This window comes from Leclercia adecarboxylata (assembly GCF_035787115.1).
Taxonomy (GTDB): Bacteria; Pseudomonadota; Gammaproteobacteria; order Enterobacterales; family Enterobacteriaceae; genus Enterobacter; species Enterobacter adecarboxylatus_E.
Map to the genome: position 1 here is coordinate 230893 of NZ_JALKTL010000004.1, position 19411 is coordinate 250303.

At 56.8% G+C, this 19411-nt stretch carries 14 protein-coding genes; 2 read left to right on the top strand and 12 right to left on the bottom strand.

Going from position 1 to position 19411, the window contains the following annotated elements:
• Nucleotides 1-96 precede the first annotated feature (96 nt).
• Nucleotides 97-1311 (top strand): glycosyltransferase, encoded by a 1215-nt coding sequence (locus tag MXM41_RS14975; protein ID WP_325932780.1) that lies wholly within the window; start codon nucleotides 97-99, stop codon nucleotides 1309-1311.
• Between the two features lie 56 nt (nucleotides 1312-1367).
• Here MXM41_RS14975 and eno read toward each other — a convergent pair whose 3' ends face one another.
• From eno to rlmD, 5 genes are all read right to left on the bottom strand, one after another.
• A complete protein-coding gene (gene eno / locus MXM41_RS14980) occupies nucleotides 1368-2663 on the bottom strand; it encodes a phosphopyruvate hydratase (protein ID WP_103822709.1) in 1296 nt (431 codons plus the stop codon).
• Nucleotides 2664-2745: 82 nt separating this feature from the next.
• Nucleotides 2746-4383, bottom strand: a complete 1638-nt coding sequence (gene pyrG / locus MXM41_RS14985; RefSeq protein WP_325932781.1) for a glutamine hydrolyzing CTP synthase — start codon at nucleotides 4381-4383, stop codon at nucleotides 2746-2748.
• 224 nt (nucleotides 4384-4607) lie between these two features.
• On the bottom strand, nucleotides 4608-5399 hold the full coding sequence (gene mazG / locus MXM41_RS14990; protein WP_325932783.1) for a nucleoside triphosphate pyrophosphohydrolase: 792 nt from the start codon (nucleotides 5397-5399) through the stop codon (nucleotides 4608-4610).
• Nucleotides 5400-5467: 68 nt separating this feature from the next.
• Complete coding sequence (gene relA, locus MXM41_RS14995) at nucleotides 5468-7705, bottom strand: GTP diphosphokinase (protein WP_325932785.1); 2238 nt, start codon at nucleotides 7703-7705, stop codon at nucleotides 5468-5470.
• Between the two features lie 52 nt (nucleotides 7706-7757).
• Nucleotides 7758-9056: a 23S rRNA (uracil(1939)-C(5))-methyltransferase RlmD gene (gene rlmD, locus MXM41_RS15000; protein WP_325932787.1), complete on the bottom strand. Its 1299-nt coding sequence runs from the start codon at nucleotides 9054-9056 to the stop codon at nucleotides 7758-7760.
• A 57-nt stretch (nucleotides 9057-9113) separates the two neighbouring features.
• On the opposite strand from rlmD, the gene barA reads away from it, so the two are divergent.
• Nucleotides 9114-11873, top strand: coding sequence for a two-component sensor histidine kinase BarA (barA, locus tag MXM41_RS15005; protein WP_325932788.1), 2760 nt, complete (start codon nucleotides 9114-9116; stop codon nucleotides 11871-11873).
• A gap of 35 nt (nucleotides 11874-11908) precedes the next feature.
• Here the strand turns inward: barA and MXM41_RS15010 are convergent, their stop codons facing one another.
• The 7 genes from MXM41_RS15010 to MXM41_RS15040 form a co-directional block, all read right to left on the bottom strand.
• Entirely contained in the window at nucleotides 11909-13048 is a 1140-nt protein-coding gene (locus MXM41_RS15010; protein WP_325932789.1) for a glycerate kinase, read from the bottom strand.
• An 87-nt stretch (nucleotides 13049-13135) separates the two neighbouring features.
• Nucleotides 13136-14476, bottom strand: coding sequence for a glucarate dehydratase (gene gudD / locus MXM41_RS15015; RefSeq protein WP_325932988.1), 1341 nt, complete (start codon nucleotides 14474-14476; stop codon nucleotides 13136-13138).
• 12 nt (nucleotides 14477-14488) lie between these two features.
• The gene (locus MXM41_RS15020) at nucleotides 14489-15829 is read right to left on the bottom strand and encodes an enolase C-terminal domain-like protein (protein ID WP_325932790.1); all 1341 of its coding nucleotides are present in this window, start codon (nucleotides 15827-15829) and stop codon (nucleotides 14489-14491) included.
• The gene (gene gudP, locus MXM41_RS15025; RefSeq protein WP_325932791.1) at nucleotides 15829-17184 is read right to left on the bottom strand and encodes a galactarate/glucarate/glycerate transporter GudP; all 1356 of its coding nucleotides are present in this window, start codon (nucleotides 17182-17184) and stop codon (nucleotides 15829-15831) included. The genes MXM41_RS15020 and gudP overlap by 1 nt, the downstream gene beginning before the upstream one ends.
• A gap of 485 nt (nucleotides 17185-17669) precedes the next feature.
• The gene (locus tag MXM41_RS15030) at nucleotides 17670-18119 is read right to left on the bottom strand and encodes a flavodoxin (protein ID WP_325932792.1); all 450 of its coding nucleotides are present in this window, start codon (nucleotides 18117-18119) and stop codon (nucleotides 17670-17672) included.
• Between the two features lie 3 nt (nucleotides 18120-18122).
• The gene (gene truC, locus MXM41_RS15035; RefSeq protein ID WP_325932793.1) at nucleotides 18123-18917 is read right to left on the bottom strand and encodes a tRNA pseudouridine(65) synthase TruC; all 795 of its coding nucleotides are present in this window, start codon (nucleotides 18915-18917) and stop codon (nucleotides 18123-18125) included.
• On the bottom strand, nucleotides 18914-19240 hold the full coding sequence (locus tag MXM41_RS15040; RefSeq protein WP_325932794.1) for a YqcC family protein: 327 nt from the start codon (nucleotides 19238-19240) through the stop codon (nucleotides 18914-18916). The genes truC and MXM41_RS15040 overlap by 4 nt, the downstream gene beginning before the upstream one ends.
• Nucleotides 19241-19411: the final 171 nt, after the last annotated feature.

The following is a 19411-nucleotide window of genomic DNA, read 5'->3' on the forward strand; positions in this document are numbered from 1 at the left end:
TAAAACTTACGCTACGCTTTTAAGATATCGCCCACCCGGCTCGCGTCGACGTTAACCCCCTTGACTGAGTAGCCATTTGAGTACTGGACAAGCAGAATGAGCCATTTTGCGGTAATAACGCTACCGTTATACAGCCATATGCGCGCTATGGAAGCACTGGCAAAACACCTTATCGTGCGCGGCCATCGGGTCACATTTTTTCAGCAGGAAGAGGCTCGCACGCTGCTCAGGGAACCGCAGGCGCACTTCATCGCAGTGGGTCACTCGACGCCGTCCGCGATGCGCGAGCCGGGGTTTTTTCGCCTGATATCGGGTATGGCAAGCGTTACCGATATGCTGTGTCGTGAACTGCCCCTCGCCTTCCGGCAGCACAATATTGACGCCGTGATTGTCGATCAGATGGAGCCGGCAGGAGGGCTGGTTGCACAAGCGCTCAACCTGCCCTTTATCTCCATCTGCTGCGCTCTGCCGGTAAACCGGGATAACACCATCCCCTTGCCGGTGATGCCTTTTCGCTATGGCACCAGCGAGCGCAGCCGCAAATTATACGCCTCCAGCGCGGATGTTTATGACTGGCTGATGTCGGGACAGGGGCAGGTCATTGCCCGTCATGCCCGGGCGTTTGGTCTGCCCGCGCGCAACAGGCTGGATCAATGCCTGTCGCCGTTGGCGCAAATCAGCCAGACCATCCCGGGCTTTGATTTTCCACGCACCTTGCCCGCCTGCTTCCATGCGGTAGGCCCGCTACGCTACGATCCGCCAACGGTCTCTTCCGGCAATAAGAAGCCGTTTGTCTTTGCATCATTAGGCACGCTACAGGGCTACCGCTATGGGCTGTTCCGCACGATTGCCCGCGCCTGCCGACAGGCTGGTGTGCCTTTGCTTATTGCCCACTGTGACAGACTCAATGCACGTCAAACCGCCCGGCTGGCGCATGCGGGGGCGCAAACCGTAGGATTTACCGATCAGCTGGCGGTATTGCGCGATGCCGGCGCCGTGATCACCCACGCAGGGCTGAATACGGTGATGGATGCCATCGCCACCGCCACGCCGATCCTCGCCGTACCTCTGGCGTTTGATCAGCCAGGCGTCGCCGCCCGAGTGGTCTTCAGCGGCATTGGTCTTAAGGCCTGCCGTTTTTCGCCGAGCCGCACGCTCAGCCAGCATCTTCTCGACCTGCTGGAAAATAAGCAGTACACGCAGCGCATCACCGCTCTCCAGACTCAGCTGATAAACGCCGGAGGGGCAGCACGGGCTGCCGACATTATTGAACAGGCGGTATGCACACGTCATAGCGTACCGACGGTGTGAGGATAAAAAAAAACCCGCCGAAGCGGGTTTTTCTAAAGATGAAAGTTCAGAGTGAATTACTGACCTTTGATCTCTTTACGGCCGTTGTATGGTGCTTTTTCGCCCAGCGCTTCTTCGATACGAATCAGCTGGTTGTATTTAGCAACACGGTCAGAACGGCTCATAGAACCGGTTTTGATCTGGCCAGCAGCGGTACCAACAGCCAGGTCAGCGATGGTCGCGTCTTCAGTTTCGCCAGAACGGTGAGAGATAACGGCAGTGTAGCCAGCGTCTTTCGCCATTTTGATCGCAGCCAGAGTTTCGGTCAGGGAACCGATCTGGTTGAATTTGATCAGGATGGAGTTAGCGATGCCTTTCTCGATACCTTCTTTCAGGATCTTGGTGTTAGTTACGAACAGGTCGTCACCAACCAGCTGGATTTTGTCGCCCAGTACTTTGGTCTGGTATGCGAAACCGTCCCAGTCAGATTCGTCCAGGCCATCTTCGATGGAGACGATTGGGTACTGTTTGGTCAGCTCTTCCAGGAAGTGAGTGAACTCTTCGGAAGTGAAGGCTTTGTTGCCTTCGCCAGCCAGAACGTATTTACCGTCTTTGTAGAATTCAGATGCTGCACAGTCCATCGCCAGGGTGATGTCGGTGCCCAGCTCGTAGCCTGCTGCTTTAACCGCTTCAGCGATTACGGCCAGCGCTTCGGCGTTGGAACCCAGGTTAGGTGCATAACCACCTTCGTCACCAACAGCAGTGTTCATGCCTTTCGCTTTCAGAACTTTTGCCAGGTGATGGAAAACTTCAGAACCCATACGGATGGCTTCTTTAACAGTTTTCGCGCCAACCGGCTGAATCATGAATTCCTGGATGTCGACGTTGTTGTCCGCGTGCTCACCACCGTTGATGATGTTCATCATCGGAACTGGCATGGAGTATTTGCCTGGGGTGCCGTTCAGTTCAGCAATGTGTTCGAACAGTGGCTGGCCTTTAGAAGCCGCTGCTGCTTTGGCGTTCGCCAGGGAAACCGCCAGGATTGCGTTCGCACCGAAGTTAGATTTGTTTTCAGTACCGTCCAGATCGATCATGATCTTATCAATGCCAGCCTGATCTTTGGCATCTTTGCCAAGGATTGCCTGAGCAATAGGACCGTTTACCGCGCCAACCGCTTTGGTTACGCCTTTGCCCAGGAAGCGGGATTTGTCGCCATCGCGCAGTTCCAGCGCTTCGCGGGAACCAGTAGAAGCACCTGACGGCGCAGCAGCCATACCTACGAAACCACCTTCCAGGTGTACTTCGGCTTCAACAGTCGGGTTACCACGGGAGTCGATGATTTCACGACCGATGACTTTAACGATTTTGGACATTAGATTTTCCTCAGTACAAGTTAAACTAAAACTCCAGACAAACAGCGCGTACCTCTGGTACGCGCTGCCGTTCTAACTTTTCTTACTTCGCCTGGCGCTTCTGGAACTCACTGGCGGCTTTCACAAAGCCAGCAAACAGCGGATGTCCATCACGCGGCGTAGAAGTAAATTCCGGGTGGAACTGACAGGCAACGAACCATGGGTGGTTCGGCACTTCGATGATCTCGACCAACTGATCATCCCCGGAGCGGCCCGCAACACGCAGACCCGCAGCTTCAATTTGTTTCAACAGCAGGTTGTTCACTTCATAACGGTGACGATGGCGTTCAGTGATGACTGGCGCACCGTACATCTGGCGTACCAGGCTATCGTCTGAGAGCTGACAAGCCTGAGCACCCAGACGCATTGTGCCACCCAGATCGCTTTTCTCGGTACGGACTTCGACGTTGCCTTCTTCGTCGCGCCATTCGGTAATCAGCGCCACAACAGGGTACTTACAGTCTGGCACAAATTCCGTAGAGTTCGCGTTTTCCATCCCCACCACGTTGCGTGCAAATTCAATCAGCGCAACCTGCATACCCAGGCAAATGCCGAGGTAAGGAATATTGTTTTCACGCGCGTAGCGTGCGGTAGCGATCTTGCCTTCAACGCCACGGTAGCCGAAGCCGCCAGGGATGAGAATAGCATCCAGATCTTTCAGAATTTCTACACCGCGGGTTTCAACATCCTGCGAATCGATCAGCTTGATGTTGACGGTTACGCGGTTTTTCAGGCCACCGTGTTTCAGCGCTTCGATAACGGACTTATAGGCGTCCGGCAGTTCAATGTACTTGCCGACCATACCAATAGTCACTTCGCCTGCCGGGTTCGCTTCTTCGTAAATAACCTGTTCCCATTCAGACAGGTTAGCTTCCGGACAGTTCAGGCTGAATCGTTTACAAATATAATCGTCCAGGCCCTGTGATTTCAACAGGCCCGGGATTTTATAAATGGAATCGACATCTTTCATTGAAATAACGGCTTTTTCTGGCACGTTACAGAACAATGCAATTTTTGCACGTTCGTTGGCCGGCACCGCACGATCGGAACGGCAAACCAGGATGTCAGGCTGAATACCGATGGAGAGCAGCTCTTTAACAGAGTGCTGAGTCGGTTTGGTTTTCACTTCACCTGCGGCAGCCATGTAAGGCACCAGCGTCAGGTGCATGAACAGCGCGTGTTCGCGACCAATATCCACCGCCAGCTGACGAATCGCTTCAAGGAACGGCAGAGATTCGATATCCCCTACGGTACCGCCGATTTCTACCAGCACCACATCGTGACCTTCGCCACCGGCAATGATGCGCTCTTTAATGGCGTTGGTGATGTGTGGGATAACCTGAACGGTTGCGCCCAGGTAGTCGCCGCGGCGCTCTTTGCGCAGGACGTCGGAGTAAATACGGCCAGTCGTGAAGTTGTTACGACGGGTCATTTTGGTGCGGATGAAGCGCTCGTAGTGACCCAGGTCCAGATCGGTTTCAGCGCCGTCTTCAGTAACGAACACTTCCCCGTGCTGGATCGGGCTCATGGTACCTGGATCGACGTTAATGTACGGATCCAGCTTCATCATGGTCACATTGAGGCCACGGGCTTCAAGAATGGCTGCGAGGGAGGCTGCGGCAATGCCTTTACCCAGAGAGGATACAACCCCGCCGGTCACAAAAATATAGTTCGTTGTCATGCTGAACCTGAGAAGTTAGGGTGAAACGATGGAATAACCAGGACGGGAAAGTAGTATACCCGAACACGGCGAGCGCCACAAACTTTCATTCTCCGTCTCCTGTCTCAGGCTTTGACTCATATTGGGAGTGAGAAAATAGCCCCTTTTGGGTAAATGTTTTTGACGCAAATCAAGCGCTTGTCATTTAAAAAATCACACAAATTGCGCTTGATCTCAAAAACCCGTTAGAGATCAGTTTCCTGGCGTTTTACTTCCTGCCAGACTTCTTCCATCGCATCGAGGTCAACCCCGGTCATTTCCAGCCCGCGAGCCGCGATAATGCGCTCCACTTCCCGGAAGCGGCGCTCAAATTTCAGGTTCGCTTTCTGCAACGCCACTTCAGCTTTAACCCCTAAATGACGCGAAAGATTAACGGTGGCAAACAGCAGATCGCCCATCTCCTCTTCCAGCTTCTGTTGATCCACCACCGCCTGTTGCGCTTCGTGCATCACCTCGTCGATCTCTTCATGCACTTTGTCGAGCACCGGGCCTAAGGATGTCCAGTCAAACCCCACCGCCGAGCAGCGTTTCTGGATCTTATGCGCCCGCATCAGCGCCGGCAGGCTTAACGGAATATCATCCAGCGCCGAATGTTGCGCTTTTTCCGCCCGTTCCGCGCTTTTTATCTGCTCCCAGCGGGCCAGAACTTCGGTGCTGTTTTCAGCCGTGGCATCACCAAAGATGTGCGGGTGGCGGCGCTCCAGCTTATCGCTGATGGCGGCGCAGATATCGTTGAAATCAAATCGCCCCTCTTCCTGGGCCATTTGCGCGTAAAACACCACCTGGAACAGCAGGTCGCCCAGCTCGCCGCGCAGATCGTCGAAATCTTCCCGGGAGATGGCGTCCAGCACTTCGTAGGTCTCTTCCAGAGTGTAGGGGGCGATGGTGGCGTAAGTCTGCTCTTTATCCCACGGACAGCCGTTTTCCGGGTCGCGCAGACGTTTCATAATGCCGAGCAGGCGGTCAATTTGGGTCATGTTTTTTCCTGAAAAATAAAGAAGCCGGGTGGCGGCTGCGCCTTACCCGGCCCTGAGAAGAAGGTCGCTTATCCGCCGTGCAGACGACGGGCGTCAATCACATCCGGCACCTGGTTCAGCTTGCCGAGCACGCGGCCCAGCACCTGCAGGTTATAGATTTCGATGGTCATATCGATGGTGGCCAGCTGTTGACGGGTATCGCTGCGGCTGGCGACCCCCAGTACGTTCACTTTTTCATTCGCCAGAATGGTGGTGATGTCGCGCAACAGGCCGCTGCGATCGTTGGCCGACACCCGCACCACCAGCGAATAGCCGGCAGAGTAACTTTCGCCCCACACCGCATCGACGATACGTTCCGGCGCGTGGGATTGTAAATCGTCCAGCTGGTCACAGTCCGCACGGTGGATGGAGATCCCCCGCCCCTGGGTGATAAAGCCGACAATTTCGTCACCCGGGATTGGCTGGCAGCAGCGGGCAATGTGGTGCATCAGGTTACCGACACCTTCTACCACTACCCTGCCATTGTCTTTTTCTTTACCGCGGTGCGATGGGTTGTAGCTCTTCTGCTGCAACTGTTTCAGCGCCGCCGCATCCTGCTCTTCCGCGCTCGGTTTGTTGAACTGCGCCTGCAGGTAATTCACCATCTGATTAAGTCGAATATCCCCGCCACCGATAGCGGCCAGCAGCTCATCCAGCTCGTTGAAGTTGTAGCGCGGCAGCAGGCATTTTTCCGCCTCTTTCAGGTGGATGCCCAAATGCTCCAGTTCATCATCGAGGATCTGGCGCCCGGCAAGGATATTCTTGTCACGATCCTGCTTACGGAACCAGGCATGAATTTTTGAGCGCCCGCGGCTGGTAGTGACGTAGCCGAGGTTCGGGTTCAGCCAGTCGCGGCTCGGGTTCGGCTGCTTCTGGGTAATGATTTCAATCTGATCGCCCATCTGGAGTTGATAGGTAAAGGGTACGATGCGTCCGCCGATTTTGGCGCCAATGCAGCGATGCCCTACGTCACTGTGGATGTGGTAGGCGAAGTCGAGCGGCGTTGAACCTGCGGGCAGGTCAACCACATCGCCTTTCGGCGTAAAGACGTAAACCCGGTCATCAAAGACCTGGCTGCGCACTTCGTCGAGCATTTCGCCGGAGTCGGCCATCTCTTCCTGCCACGCAATCAGCTTGCGCAGCCAGGCGATGCGATCTTCATGCCCGGAGCGGGCCCCGCCTGAGGTGCCTTCTTTGTACTTCCAGTGTGCGGCGACGCCCAGCTCGGACTCTTCATGCATCTGTTTGGTGCGGATCTGGATCTCAACCGGTTTCCCCCCCGGCCCCAGCACCACGGTATGGATCGACTGATAGCCGTTCGGTTTCGGGTTCGCGACGTAGTCGTCAAACTCATCCGGCATATGGCGGAAATGGGTGTGAACAATCCCCAGCGCGGCGTAGCAGTCCTGTAAGCGTTCGGCGACGATACGCACGGCGCGCACGTCAAACAGCTCGTCAAAGGCAAGATGCTTCTTCTGCATTTTGCGCCAGATGCTGTAAATGTGCTTTGGACGGCCATACACTTCGGCCTTTACGCCCTCTTCTTTCATCGACTTACGCAATCCACCCACAAAATCGTCAATGTAATGTTCACGGTCGATACGGCGTTCGTGCAGCAGTTTTGCAATACGCTTATATTCTGCCGGATGCAGGTAGCGGAAACAGTAGTCCTCCAGCTCCCATTTCAGCTGCCCGATCCCGAGACGATTCGCCAGCGGCGCATAGATATTGGTGCACTCTTTCGCCGCCAGCACGCGTTCGTCTTCGGGCGCGTCTTTTACTTCCCGCAGATGGGCAACACGTTCGGCAAGCTTAATCACCACGCAGCGGAAGTCATCTACCATTGCCAGCAGCATACGGCGGACGTTATCAACCTGTTCAGAGGAGACTGAGTCAGTGTGGGTGGCTTTAAGCTGGCGGATGGCCGCCATGTCGCGAACGCCGTGGATCAGCGCCACTATCGATTTGCCGACGCTTTCGCGCAGCACCTCTTCAGTGACTACCTCGGCGTCGGCCAGCGGGAAGAGCATGGCCGCACGCAGGGTGTCGATATCCATACTCAGCATAGAGAGGATCTCTACCATCTCCACGCCGCGCCACAGCAGCTGCTCGGCATCGGGGTGCCCCTGCGTGGTGCGAAGACAATAGGCCCAGGTTTCGGATAAGCGTTCACACGACTGCTGGCTGGCAATCCCCAGACTTGCGATCCATTTTTGTGGGTCAAACTCACCAGCTTTATTGAGATGTGCACTTCTTACCGCAACCATTGTCCTCTCCTTTAGGGACCTTCGCCTGTCGAATTCGACAAGCCGAAACTCATCAATTGTGTTCAAACAACGCCATTGATTCCAGATGTCCAGTGTGCGGGAACATATCAAGCATTGCCAGACGCTGAATCTGGTAACCCGCCGCTAATAACGCCTCGCTATCCCGGGCAAGCGTCGCCGGATTGCAGGAGACATAGACCACACGTTTGGGGGCGAGCTTGATAATATGCTGCATCACACCTGGCGCACCTGCGCGCGCGGGATCCAGCAGGATTTTATCGAAACCCTGTGCCGCCCAGGGCTGCTGCGTGACATCCTCTTCCAGATTCTCATGAAAAAATGTCACGTTTTGCAGCGCATTGTGAACAGCATTGTCTCGCCCCTTTTCCACCAGCGCCGCCACGCCCTCAACGCCGACCACGCTGTGCGCCCGTTTTGCCAGCGGCAGGGTAAAGTTACCCATCCCGCAGAACAGATCGAGCACCCGATCCTCCGGCTGAATATCCAGCCACGCCAGCGCTGTCGCCACCATCTGCTGATTCACACCGTCATTGACCTGAATAAAATCGCGCGGACTGAACGTTAAGCGTAGCCCGTCTGAGTCATACCAGGGCGTCTCACCGCTCAGTTGTTCAAGTATCTCGCTTTGCGGGGCGAGATAAAGCGCAAGGTCATGAGAATGCGAAAAGCGTTCCAGTTTTTCACGATCTTTGGCCGACAGCGGCGCCGTATGACGCAGCACCATCAGCGGGCCGCTGTTGGCCAGCACCAGCTCAACGTGCCCAAGATGACGCACGCCTTGCAGTCCGGAAAGACATTTGCGCACCTCTGGCAGCAATGCTTCAAGATGGGGCACCAGAATGGGGCATTGTTTGACGTCCACGATGTCGCTGGAGCTGGCCTTGCGAAAGCCCATCTCCAGACGCGCTGTTTTAGGCTGCCAGTTCAGGCTCAGACGCGCCCGGCGGCGGTAGCCCCAGGGTTTGTCTGCAATGACATCGTCGACGTCATGCTTCAGCAAGCGCGCCAGGGCATTGCTTTTGCTGCGCTCCTGCAACGCGACGCTGGCGTGCTGCTGCTGGCAGCCGCCGCACACGCCGAAGTGTGGGCAGCGTGGCGTTTCCCGTTCCGGACTTTCATTAAGCCGGCGCTTTACCTGCCCGCGTGCATACTGGCGTTTCTCTTCCGTCAGGGTAATTTCTGCGCGCTCCTGGGGCAGCAGGCCGGGAATAAACACGGTCTTACCTTCATGGCGCGCCACCCCCTGTCCGAAGGGATCGAGGTCTGTCACTTCAACAGTTATGATCTGACGCGTCGTCACGCGTCGCTTTGCAGAGTAGAATTGCGCCATCGCCGGGAATTTTCTCAAATGAACATATTGACTCTAATTGTCCCATAACGGAACTCCATGACCAACTACAGCCTGCGTGCGCGCATGATGATTTTGATCCTCGCCCCTACCGTACTCATTGGTTTGCTGCTGAGTACCTTCTTCGTGGTGCATCGTTATAACGATCTGCAACGCCAGCTCGAAGACGCCGGTGCCAGCATAATTGAGCCACTGGCAGTCTCCAGCGAGTACGGCATGAACCTGCAGAATCGCGAGCCCATCGGCCAGCTCATCAGCATTCTGCACCGCCGACATTCCGATATTGTGCGGGGTATCTCGGTGTATGACCAAAATAATCATCTGTTTGTGACTTCCAATATCCAGCTGGAGCCAGGCGCGCTGAAGCTGCCGGACGGCACGGCGTTTCCAAAGCGGTTGAGCGTTATCCGTCAGGGCGAAAAAATGATCCTGCGTACGCCCATTATTTCGGAAAGCTATTCGCCGGATGAATCTGCGGAGACGGATGCCAAGCCGAATAACAACATGCTGGGATATGTGGCGCTGGAGCTGGATCTCAAGTCCGTGCGGCTGCAGCAGTACCAGGAGATTTTCATTTCCACGGTGATGATGCTGTTTTGTATCGGCATTGCGCTGATTTTTGGCTGGCGTCTGATGCGTGATGTAACCAGCCCTATCCGTAACATGGTGAATACCGTTGACCGCATCCGCCGGGGCCAGCTCGACAGCCGCGTCGAAGGTTTTATGCTCGGTGAGCTGGATATGCTGAAAAACGGCATTAACTCAATGGCCATGTCGCTGGCGGCGTACCATGAGGAGATGCAGCATAACGTCGATCAGGCCACCTCCGATCTGCGTGAAACGCTGGAGCAGATGGAGATTCAGAACGTCGAGCTGGATCTGGCGAAAAAACGCGCCCAGGAGGCGGCGCGTATCAAGTCAGAGTTCCTGGCGAATATGTCCCACGAGTTGCGCACCCCGCTTAACGGGGTGATTGGCTTTACCCGCCTGACCCTGAAAACCGAGCTTAATCCGACCCAGCGCGACCACCTGCATACCATTGAGCGTTCCGCCAATAATCTGCTGGCGATCATCAATGACGTGCTGGACTTCTCCAAACTTGAGGCAGGCAAACTGATCCTCGAGAGCATTCCGTTCCCGCTGCGCAACACCCTGGACGAGGTGGTCACCCTGCTGGCGCACTCGTCTCACGACAAGGGGCTGGAGCTTACGCTGAACATTAAAAATGATGTGCCCGACAATGTGATTGGCGATCCGCTGCGCCTGCAGCAGGTGATCACCAATCTGGTCGGTAATGCTATCAAGTTCACCGAAAGCGGGAATATCGATGTGCTGGTCGAAAAGCGCGCCATCAGCAATACCAAGGTGCAGATTGAGGTGCAGATCCGCGACACGGGGATCGGTATTCCTGAGCGCGATCAGTCCCGGCTGTTCCAGGCCTTCCGTCAGGCCGACGCCAGCATTTCCCGTCGTCATGGCGGCACCGGGCTGGGGCTGGTGATCACCCAAAAACTGGTTAACGAGATGGGGGGCGATATCTCCTTCCACAGCCAGCCTAACCGGGGATCCACCTTCTGGTTCCATATTAACCTCGACCTGAATCCCAATGTTCTGACCGATCGCCCGGCGGTGGATTGTCTGCAGGGCAAGCGGCTGGCGTATGTCGAATCGAATACCGCCGCCGCGCAAAGCACCCTCGATGTGCTGAGCACCACGCCGCTGGAGGTGGTTTACAGCCCCGCGCTCTCCGCGCTGGCGGATGACCATTACGACATTCTGCTGATGGGGATCCCGGTGACCTTTACCGGCGAGTTGACCATGCAGCAGGAGCGGCTGGCGAAAGCGGCCTCGATGACCGACTATCTGCTGCTGGCCCTGCCGTGCCATGCGCAGATTAACGCCGAGGAGCTTAAGCATGACGGGGCGGCCGCCTGCCTGCTGAAACCGCTGACGGCCACGCGCCTGTTACCGACGCTGACCGAGTACTGCCGTCTGAACCATCACGCGGCGGCGATCGTCAGCGATGAGCGCAAACTGCCGATGACCGTCATGGCGGTGGATGACAATCCCGCCAACCTGAAGCTGATCGGGGCTCTACTGGAGGATCAGGTTCAGCATGTTGAACTGTGCGAGAGCGGCCCGCAGGCTGTGGAGCGGGCGAAGCAGACGCAATTTGACCTGATTATGATGGATATCCAGATGCCCGGCATGGACGGCATCCGCGCCTGTGAGCTGATTCGCCAGCTTCCTTATCATCAGCAGACCCCAGTGATCGCCGTCACGGCGCACGCGATGGCGGGCCAAAAAGAGAAGCTGCTTAGCGCCGGGATGAACGACTATCTGGCGAAGCCGATTGAAGAGGAAAAACTGCACAGCCTGCTGCTGCGCTATAAACCCGGTCCGGGGGCGGGAAGCTGGGTAGCGCCACCGGAGGCAGCAGAGAGTGTTGTTAACGACAGTTTAACTCTCGACTGGCAGCTGGCGCTGCGTCAGGCGGCGGGCAAAAATGACCTGGCGAGGGAGATGCTGCAGATGCTGGTGGCCTTCCTGCCTGAGATCCGCAATAAGGTGGAAGAGCAGCTGGTAGGCGAAAACCCGGCAGATCTGGTTGAGGCGATCCATAAGCTGCACGGCAGCTGCGGGTACAGTGGGGTGCCGCGCCTGAAGAAACTCTGTCAGCTGCTGGAGCAGCATTTACGTTCCGGCACGCCGGAAAGCGAACTGGAACCGGAGTTCCTGGAGTTGCTGGATGAGATGGATAACGTCACGCGGGAAGCGATGAAGGTGCTGGGGTCGTAAGGCCCCTCTCCCGACAGGAAGAGGGGAAAAAGGAGTTACATCCCTCTCCCTACTTTTAATACGGCGGCGATATTGCGGGCCGCCATCCGCACGTTTTCTTCGGCGTCTTCCAGCGCCTCCTCCAGTGAGCAGACGGTGTAAATCACGCTGAATACCGCGTCGATACCGTGATCGTGTACCACGCCGACGTCCGCCGTCAGGCTACCCGCCAGGCCAATCACCGGTTTATTGTAGCGTTTGGCAATCTTCGCCACTCCCACCGGGACTTTGCCATGAATGGTCTGGCTGTCGATCCGCCCTTCACCGGTGATCACCAGATCGGCATCCGCCACCAGCCGGTCGAGATTGAGTGCGTCGGTGACGATTTCGATCCCCTGGCGCAGCTGCGCGCCGCAAAACGCGTATAACGCCGCTCCCATACCGCCTGCAGCACCGCCCCCTGCCAGCCCGAGCACGTCAACATCAAGGTCGCGGGCGATGATCCGGGCATAGTGCGTCAGCGCGTTGTCGAGACGAACGATCATCTCCGGGGTCGCCCCCTTCTGCGGACCAAACACGGCGGTGGCGCCGTTGTCACCGGTCAACGGATTGGTGACGTCGCACGCCACCTCAATGCGGCACGCCGTCAGCCGTTTGTCCAGGCTGCTGATGTCGATACGCGCCAGCTTTTCCAGTTCGCCGCCGCCCGCACCGATGGCATGCCCCTGTTCGTCCAGCAATTTCGCGCCAAGCGCCTGCACCATCCCCGCGCCGCCGTCGTTGGTGGCGCTGCCGCCAATGCCAATGATGATATGTTTTACGCCTGCATCCAGCGCATGCCGGATCAACTCGCCGGTTCCCCATGAGGTGGTTTTCAGCGGATTACGCTGCGCCGGGGCCACCAGCTCCAGACCGCTGGCCGCCGCCATCTCGATAAATGCGCTTTTGCCATCGCCGGAGCGGCCATAAAAACCGTCAACATGCTCGCCGAGCGGCCCCGTTACGCGCACCTGAATAATTTCACCCTGAGTGGCGGCGACCATCGCTTCCACAGTGCCTTCGCCACCATCAGCAACCGGCAGTTTCACGTACTCCGCGGTGGGGAAAATCTCGCAAAATCCTTGCTCTATCGCCGTCGCCACTGCCAGGGCACTCAGGCTCTCTTTGTAAGAATCCGGTGCGATAACTATTTTCATAAGCCGTCCTTACGCATGTTGACTACCATAAGCATACACCCGTCACGCAAGAGAAAATGCCGACTCCCGCAGGAACCGGCACCGGACTTAACGCACCATGCAAGGGCGTTTGTTGTTGAAGGTCCACTCCGGAATCAGGTACTGCATCGCCATCGCGTCGTCGCGTGCGCCCAGACCGTGCTGCAGATACAGCTCGTGCGCCTTCATCACCTGATCCATATCCAGCTCGACGCCCAGGCCCGGTGTCGTCGGCACCTGCACCATACCGCCTTTGATTTCGAACGGCTGTTTGGTCAGGCGCTGGTTACCCTCCTGCCAGATCCAGTGGGTGTCGATGGCGGTAATGTTGCCCGGCGCGGCAGCGGCCACGTGGGTGAACATCGCCAGCGAGATATCAAAGTGGTTGTTGGAGTGCGAGCCCCAGGTCAGGCCGAACTCGTGGCACATCTGCGCCACGCGCACCGAACCCTGCAGGGTCCAGAAGTGCGGATCCGCCAGCGGGATATCCACGGACTGCAGCGACAGGGTGTGGCCCATCTGACGCCAGTCGGTGGCGATCATGTTGGTGGCGGTGGGCAGACCGGTGGCGCGACGGAACTCGGCCATCACTTCACGGCCGGAATAGCCCTGTTCAGCGCCACACGGATCTTCCGCATAGGCCAGCACGCCCTTCAGCCGCTTACCGATGCGAATCGCCTCATCCAGCGACCAGGCACCGTTAGGATCGAGGGTAACGCGTGCCTGCGGGAAGCGTTTCGCCAGGGCGATGATTGATTCGGCTTCCTCTTCACCGGCCAGCACGCCGCCCTTCAGTTTGAAATCGTTAAAGCCGTACTTCTCGTAAGCCGCTTCCGCCAGACGGACCACCCCATCCGGGGTCATCGCCTCTTCATGGCGCAGACGGTACCAGTCGCACTGCTCATCCGGCTGGCTCTGGTACGGCAGCGGAGTCAGCTTGCGGTTGCCCACGAAGAAGAGATAACCCAGCATTTCCACTTCGCTGCGCTGCTGTCCGTCGCCCAGCAGTGACGCCACGTTAACGCCCAGGTGCTGGCCCAGCAGGTCCAGCATCGCCGCTTCAATACCGGTAACCACGTGAATGGTGGTGCGCAGGTCAAAGGTCTGCAGGCCGCGGCCGCCCGCATCACGGTCGGCAAATTCGTTACGTACGGCATTGAGCACATTTTTGTAGGCGCCCAGCGTCTGGCCGACCACTAACGGGATCGCGTCTTCCAGCGTTTTACGGATTTTCTCGCCACCCGGGATTTCACCCACGCCGGTATGGCCGGAGTTATCTTTGATAATCACAATATTACGGGTGAAGAACGGGGCATGGGCGCCGCTCAGGTTCATCAGCATGCTGTCATGGCCGGCAACCGGGATGACCTGCATGGAAGTCACAACAGGAGTAGAAAAAATGCTCATAATTCAATCCTTTAATCAGTAGCGACCGAACGCCGGGCGTTTACGGTCAAAGGTCCAGCCGGGGATAAGGTATTGCATCGGGCCTGCGTCATTACGCGCGCCGCCTGGCAGTTTCTTATACGCCTCATGCGCTTTGTGGATCTGATCCCAGTCAAGTTCCACGCCAAGCCCCGGTGCGTCAGGTACGGCAATTTTGCCGTGTTTGATTTCCAGTGGATTTTTGGTCAGGCGCGCTTCGCCCTCCTGCCAGATCCAGTGGGTGTCGATAGCTGTCGGCGTGCCTGGCGCGGCGGCGCCAACGTGGGTAAACATCGCCAGCGAAATATCAAAGTGGTTATTGGAGTGGCAACCCCAGGTTAAACCCCAGTCATCGCAAAGTTGCGCCACGCGTACCGCACCGGAAAGCGTCCAGAAGTGCGGGTCCGCCAGCGGAATGTCTACCGAGTTGAGCATGACGGCGTGGCCCATCTCACGCCAGTTGGTGGCAATCATGTTGGTCGCCACCGGCAGGCCCGTGGCGCGGCGGAACTCCGCCATCACCTCACGGCCCGAGTAGCCCTGCTCTGCGCCGCACGGATCTTCGGCGTAGGTCAGCACATCGTCCAGTCCTTTGCACAGGGCGATGGCTTCATCCAGCAGCCATGCGCCGTTGGGGTCTACGGTAATGCGGGCATCCGGGAAGCGTTTTTTCAGAGCGCGGGCGCTGTCGATCTCCTGCTCGCCCGGCAACACGCCACCTTTCAGTTTGAAATCTTTAAAGCCGTAGCGATCCTGTGCCGCTTCCGCCAGACGAACCACCGCCTCACTGGAGAGCGCCTCCTGGTGACGCAGGTTATACCAGTCGTGGCTGCCCGGGGAGCGCGCCAGGTAAGGCAGATCGGTTTTGTTGCGATCGCCCAGGTAGAAGAGATATCCCAGCACGGTGACCGCATCGCGCTGTTTACCGGGGCCGAGCAGTTCGCACACCGGCACGTTCAGCGCTTTGCCCAGCAGATCCAGCAGCGCCGCTTCCAGCGCCGCCACGGCGTTGACCCGCAGTTCAAATGTCCAGGCACCTTTGCCAAAAGTATCGAAATCGGCAGACTGGTTGCCCTTGTGTACGCGCTGCACCACTTTGTTCAGTCGCGCCACCTCCTGGCCGACCACCTGCGGAATGGCATCCACCAGCGTCTGGTAGATCACCTCACCGCCGGGCGCTTCACCTACGCCGGTATTCCCGGCGTTATCGGTCAGCACCACAATGTTGCGGGTAAACCAGGCGTTATGCGCGCCGCCAATGTTCAGCAGCATGCTGTCCTGACCGGCAACCGGGATAACCTTCATTTCCGTAACGATGGGGCTGGATTGCATACTCATTATGAACGCTCCGTGACCGGTTTCAGCTCGATACGTTTGATATCACCCACCAGCACCAGGTAGCTCAGTACCGCCACCAGAGCATGAATACCGACGTAAATCAGCGCCCCGTTGAACGAGCCGGTGGTGCCGACGATATAACCAATGGCAATCGGGGTGACGATGCCGGAGATGTTGCCGAACATGTTGAACAGTCCGCCACTCAGGCCGCTGATCTCTTTCGGTGCGGTATCTGCCATCACCGCCCAGCCCAGCGCACCGATACCTTTCCCGAAGAAGGCCATCGCCATAAAGCCGATAATCATCCACTCGGCATCCACGTAGTTACACATCACCATCGTCATGGAGAGCAGCATACCCAGTACGATTGGCGTTTTACGGGCGATATTCAAAGAGCCAGTACGACGCATCAGCCAGTCGGAAATTACCCCGCCCAGTACGCCACCGACAAAGCCGCAGATCGCCGGAACAGAGGCCACAAACCCGGCTTTCAGAATCGACATGCCGCGCGCCTGTACCAGGTAGACCGGGAACCAGGTGATAAAGAAGTAGGTTAAAGCGTTGATACAGTACTGGCCGAGATAGATCCCCACCATCATGCGGGAGCCCACCAGCTGTTTGATTTGACCCCATTTCTGGCTGAACGGGACTTTGGCTTTCGAGCTCGCCTGATCCATGTTAATCAGCGCACCGCCTGCGGCAATGTAGTCCAGCTCTTTCTGGTTTACGCCCGGATGCTGGTTCGGCTCGTGGATGACTTTCAGCCAGATAAAGCTGATTACGATACCCAGACCACCCATGAAGAAGAACACGTGTGACCAGCCCACCTCGTGCGTCAGCCAGCCCATGATTGGCGCGAAGATAACGGTGGCAAAGTACTGCGCGGAGTTAAAAATAGAAACCGCCGTTCCCCTCTCCTGCGCCGGGAACCAGGCCGCCACTATCCGGCTGTTACCCGGGAAGGAGGGCGCTTCTGCCAGCCCGACAAGGAAGCGCAGGGTAAAGAGCGCAACAATGATGCCAAAGCCGTTAAAGACATCGACAAAGCCCTGCAGCAGGGTGAACATGGACCAGATAAAAATAGACCAGAAGTAGACACGTTTAGAACCGAAGCGATCGAGCAGCCAACCGCCAGGAATTTGGCCGATAACATAGGCCCATGAAAATGCGGAGAAAACATACCCCATACCGACCGGATCCAGACCGATATCTTTTGCCATTTCTGAACCGGCAATCGACAGCGTGGCGCGGTCGCCATAGTTAAAGGATGTGACGATAAACAGCATCACCACTATCCAGTAGCGGGCATTGGTGCGCTTTTCAGCGCTGCTCGCCGCTTGGCTTAATGAACTCATTCTTGCACTCCTGAATCATAGCGTTTTCGCTACGTTCATTCTGAACAGCTCAACCGTAGGGTAATCAGAATGACGTGTATGTGTTTTTGCAGTTCGAACGTGTAGGTCGTTTTGCCTTACTGACTGCATTTTTATTAACTGGCGGAAAAAGTATAAGAAAGGATCCAGGCCCCTCTCACCGTGCAACGACACAACATTGAAACGCTTATGCGCGGTTGTTTATGGCAAAAGCCCAGGCCAATGGAAGAGACTTCACGGAAATGAAAACTGCTTACCGGTAAACGGCAGGCTGGCAAGAGGGTTTGACGGGAGTGTGAAACAGGTCGCTTGACGCAGTGAAAATGCCTGCTAATAACCGTGTTTTAGATGCGGATTTACAGGCGATTGCCCAATGCTTACTCGATTCAGTCCGTTTAGGCTATATGCAAGGTCGCTTTGTTAACTGGCAACAGGTTCTGGCCCTCCCTATTACGGAGGGCAGGAACTTATTTTAGCAGTGTGCCCCAGTGTTCAACCCAGGGATTGGATTCGCCTTCCGGCTCAGGGTGCTCAGAAGCATCAATCATCAGCATCTCGCCCACGCGCTGAGCGCTTTGCTCCTGCAACAGGGCATCGAACTGCTTGCCACCACCGCAGAAATTCGCGTAGGTGCTGTCACCGAGCGCAATGATGCCGTAGCGCATCTCCGGCTGATAACCCAGCTTATCTTTGATCCCCTGGAACAGCGGAACAATGCTGTCCGGCAGATCGCCCTGCCCGGTTGTCGAGGTAACCACCAGCGCATACTGGCCCTGATATTTTTCCCAGTCAGCCAGCTCGGGATCTTCATAGACTGTGGCTTTATGACCCATACCCGCCAGAATTGCTTCGGCCTCTTCTGCCACCAGCAGCGAATTGCCGTACATCGTGCCGACAAAAATTCCGATTACCGCCATGTTTTACTCCCTGATTAAACGCTCGTTGCGATCATCCTGAACGTTGGCAACGTCAAACTCAACCCTTTCATTTTCGGGGAGTTGTCCGCGCCAGCCAAACTGTGACAGCGCCTGCATCCACACCTCGTCCAGCCCGGCCTGGATCTTCAGCGGCTCGCCGGTAAACGGATGGATAAGCTGCAGCTGGCTGGCGTGTAACATCAGCCGGTTGCAGCCGAAATGCTCTGCGGCGCTGCGGTTTTGCCGCAAATCGCCGTGCTTGCTGTCACCGATTATCGGATGGCGCAGGTGCGCAAGATGGCGTCGCAGCTGATGCTTACGCCCGGTTTTCGGCTCCAGCTCAATCAGACTATAGCGCGTGGTGGGAAACTTACTGGTCGCAACCGGCATTTCGGTCGTCGCCATTCCGCGATAAACGGTCACTGCGGGCTGCGGGCCTTTGTCGTCGCGGGCAAACTTATCGGCAATTTTATCCAGCTCTTCCGTCAGGGGATAATCAAGCGTCGCGGCATCTGTCAGCCATCCCCGGACAATCGCATGATAACGTTTCTGGATCTGATGCTGCTCAAACTGCTGCGCCAGACGCCGCCCGGCCTCGCTGGAGAGCCCCATCAGCAGAACCCCGGAGGTGGGTCTGTCCAGACGGTGGGCGGTAAAGACATGCTGACCGATCTGGTCGCGCACCGTCTGCATCACCACCACTTTTTCATCCCGATCCAGCCAGCTGCGGTGCACCAGCCACCCCGAAGGCTTATTGACGGCGACCAGCCACTCATCCTGATAGAGGATCTCGATCATGCTTCGTCGCCGAAGAGCGTATCCAGCGCCTGCAATGCCGCCAGCACCGCGTCGCGTGAGGGATGGGCGGCATCCAGCGCCATTTCATAATAGGGCGCCACGGCAAAGCTCTGTGGCAGCGGATGTCCGCTATCCAGCAGCGCGTGCATGCGGGGAATGAGCACCCATTGCAGCCACTCAAAAGGCTCCAGGGTATCCATGCAGAAAGGTTGCGTGCTTTCAAACGCGTCAGGCTGCGGCGCCGTCTCCTGCCACAGCTGACGATCGCGCAGTAAAGCTTCGATGGCGTGCAGTTGCGCGCGCACGTTGTCGTGATGGGTCATGAAAACCTCAACTGAAAATCTGAACGGCGCGCAGCATAGCAAAGACTACGCAGAAATAAAAAAAAGGGAGCACTGTAAAAACAGTGCTCCCGGTTCGTTTCGCAGCAATCCAGCTACTTTAAGTGCTCCCTGCTCATCCGTGACAACTTTTCCTCTGACCCGAAGGTCTGG